At 62.1% G+C, this 3,545-nt stretch carries 3 protein-coding genes; all 3 read left to right on the top strand.

From position 1 onward, the window contains the following. Positions 1–1,478: sulfatase-like hydrolase/transferase (locus WBB85_RS05155; protein WP_432637558.1), on the top strand; the 1,478-nt coding region annotated here is incomplete at its 5' end. Positions 1,479–1,668: 190 nt separating this feature from the next. Continuing rightward, positions 1,669–2,763 (top strand): LacI family DNA-binding transcriptional regulator, encoded by a 1,095-nt coding sequence (locus WBB85_RS05150; RefSeq protein WP_432637557.1) that lies wholly within the window; start codon positions 1,669–1,671, stop codon positions 2,761–2,763. Beyond that, complete coding sequence (locus WBB85_RS05145; RefSeq protein WP_432637556.1) at positions 2,760–3,503, top strand: transporter substrate-binding domain-containing protein; 744 nt, start codon at positions 2,760–2,762, stop codon at positions 3,501–3,503. The genes WBB85_RS05150 and WBB85_RS05145 overlap by 4 nt, the downstream gene beginning before the upstream one ends. Positions 3,504–3,545 lie beyond the last annotated feature (42 nt).

Raw genomic sequence — 3,545 nt, 5'->3', positions numbered from 1 at the left:
CGGGGACAGGGATGATGACGGAAACCGGATTGCCGAATATCCTATTGATTATCGCCGATCAGATGACGCCCTTCATGTTGGAGGCCTGCGGGTATCCCGGTGCGCGTACACGGCATATCTCGGACCTCGCGAACCGGGCTGTGAACTTCACCAATGCCTATACGCCAAGCCCGATCTGCGTGCCTGCGCGGTCCTGCCTGATGACCGGGCTCTTGACCTCGACAACGGGGTGTTACGACAATGGTGATCCGTACTCCAGCTTTATCCCCACCTTCGCGCATTACCTGACCAATGCGGGCTATGACACGGTGCTGTCGGGCAAGATGCATTTCATCGGCGCCGATCAGTTGCATGGCTATGCACGGCGGCTGAACACCGACATCTATCCGTCGGGTTTTCTCTGGTCCTATCCGTTGTTTCCAGGGGATGACCCCGAAGCCATGGCCTTCGATTTTGCGCCGCAATACCGGGCGGAGAATATCGGGCCGGGCTGGACGGCTGAACTGCAATATGATGAGGAAACCCAGTTCCGGTCGCTGGAATATCTGCGCCATGCGCCGAAGGATCGGCCCTGGATGCTGACGGTCAGCTTCACCAATCCCCATCCGCCCTATGTGGTGCCGCGCAAGTATTGGGAGATGTACAAGGATGCCGATCTGCCGCTGCCGCACTATCCCGATGATATGGACGCGAGATATTCAGATTTCGACCGGGCCTTCATCCGCTGGTACGGGCTTGACCGCAAGTCGATCCGTGATCCCGAACACCTGATCGCCATGCGGCGCGGCTTTGCCGCGCTGGCCCACTACGTCGACGACAAGGTCGGCGAATTGATGGATGTGCTGGACGAGCAGGGGATGGCGGATGACACCATCGTCATCGTCACCTCCGACCACGGCGAGATGCTGGGCGAGAAGGGGTTGATCCAGAAGCGCAGCCTTTATGAATGGTCGGCGCGTATCCCGCTGATCGTGGCGATGCCGGGGGGCAAGCGGGCGGATGTGACGACACCGGTTTCACTGATGGATCTGCCTGCGACCCTGGCCGATCTGGCGGGGCAGGAACTGGCGCGGCCGATGGAGGGGCGGTCGCTGCTGCCCGCGCTGCGGGGCGGGACGCTGGAAGAGGTTCCGGTCATCGCAGAGTATCATGGCGAGGGCATCATGCGGCCGAGCTTCATGGTGCGGAAGGGGCCGTGGAAATACATCTACTGCCACCGCTCGACACCACAGCTTTTCAACATCGACGACGATCCTGGCGAGTGGGTGAACCACGCGGGCGACCCGGCCGTCGCGGCGATCGAGGCCGAGTTGAATGCGGTGATCACCGGCGGGCGCTTCGACCTTGATGCGATCGAGGCCGATGTCTGGGCGCGGCTGCCGCAGAAGGCGATTGTCAATGCGGCAATGACCGCGAATGGTACGGCCTGGGATTATCGGGTGGAGGATGACGTCACCCGGAAATATGTCCGGCGTTAGGGCGTTCTGGCTGTGTGATGATCGGGCAATGGCCGGTGTTTAACCGCGTTTCCTTCAGACCCGGTTCCCGATGTGCCGCGGGTTCCGGGCTGTGAGCAAAGCTGTCATCCGCCGTTGACAGACCGCAAAAACCCTATAAAAACGTTTTTATAAAGCGCCACATAAGAAGGTGCCCGTCACCGGGGGGATCATGACGGCAAGGACGTCCCATCGCACTGCGCCGGACCGGCGCCCGACGGTAAAGACGCTTGCCGAGATCACCGGCTTTTCCATCGCCACTGTCTCAAAGGCTTTGAACGACTCGCCCGTCGTGACTGATGAAACCAAGGCGCTGATCCGCGATGCGGCGGCGCAGGTGGGTTATACGGCCAATCCCCGCGCGGCCTCGCTCCGTACGGGCAAGAGCTTTCAGGCCGCAGTCTTGATGCCGATATCGGTGGCCGAGGGTCATGAATGGCATGGCGTCGAATATACCGAGATCGTGAGCGGCATCAGTCAGGCGCTCGATACCACATCCTACCAGCTTTCGGTCCATCTGATCCGCGACGCCGAGGATGGCCGCGATATGGCGGAAAAGATCGTCCGGCGCGGGCTGGCCGACGGGATCGTCTTTTCCGGTATCCGCCAGAACGACCCGCGCATCGCCTATCTTCTCGGGATCGGCTTTCCCTTCGTCGCGATGGGGCGCTGCGGCGATGCCGCAACCTATGCCCATGTCGATATCGACAGCGCCTGGGTGGCCGAGGACGCGACCCGGCGCCTGATCGCGGGCGGGCACAGACGGATCGCATTGATCAACCCCGACCCCGTCCTTGCCTATGCGCAGGACCGGATCGCCGGGTTCCGCGCGGCCTTAGCCGCCGGGGGACTGCCGCCTTGCGATGACCTGATTGCAGAGGGCGACCTGACCGCACGGTTCGGGCGCGAAAGCCTGCACCATTTGCGCGCCATGGCCGATCCGCCGACCGGGTTTGTCTGCGTCAATGAGGCGACGACGCTCGGCCTGCTGGCCGGGCTGCGCGATCTTGGACTTGAGGCCGGACGCGAAGTATCGGTCATCGCCTATGACGACCTCAATGTTTCGGAATATTTCGCCCCACCACTCACGACACATTTCCAGCCGGTCGAGGATCTCGGCCGCACCCTGGGCGAATTTCTTCTCCGCCGCATGGCGGGGGAGCCGCCGGGGGACCTTCGCAAGGTCTTCCGGCCAAGACTGATCCCGCGCCAGCCCGACCGGCTGGCGGAAGCGGGGCAGACCAACCAACAGAGGAGAAGACAATGAAACGCACATTCCTTGCCGCGGCTTTCGCCGTCTTTGGTGTCACCGCTCATGCTGCCGATCTCGGCGGTGCCCATCTGATGATCGGGTCGGACACAACCTATCCGCCGATGGAAACGGTGGACCCCGCGACGGGCCAGATCGTCGGGTTCGACGTCGATATCGTCAACGCGATCTGCGAAAAGATCAACTGCACAGCCGAGTTTGTCACCACCGCCTGGGACGGCATCTTTGGCGCGCTTCAGCAAGGCGAGTTTGACCTCGTCGCCTCTGGCGTCTCGATCACCGAAGAGCGCCAGCAGACCATGGATTTCACCGAGCCTTATCTCGTGGTCAGCCAGGCAGTGCTGATGCAGGTCGAGGATGAGGGCATGACGCTTGATGACATCAAGGCCTCGGGCCGCAAGCTCGCCGCGCAGACGGCGACGACCAACGCGGATCTGGCCGAGGAACTGGTGGGCCGTGACAATGTAGCGCTTTATGACACGTTCGTCGGTGCCGTCGTGGCACTTCAGAACGGCGACGTGGCGGGGGTCATCATCGACGGCACTTCGGCCGCGGCCTATGAGAAGGAATTCGCAGGTGACCTGATCATCGGCATCACCGGGTTGCAGGCCGATCCCCTTGGCCTTGTCTTCCGCAAGGGGGATGAGAATGTGGCCGCCTTCAACGAAGGTCTTGCCGCGATCAAGGCCGATGGCACGCTCGACGCGCTGATCGCGAAATACTGGACGACGAACTGACCTCATGACCGGGCCGGAAAGGCCTCGTCCGGCCGTGCGCGG

The organism is Albidovulum sp. (genome assembly GCF_049646345.1).
Taxonomy (GTDB): domain Bacteria; phylum Pseudomonadota; class Alphaproteobacteria; order Rhodobacterales; family Rhodobacteraceae; genus Albidovulum.
This window is presented reverse-complemented; position numbering and strand designations above follow the sequence as displayed.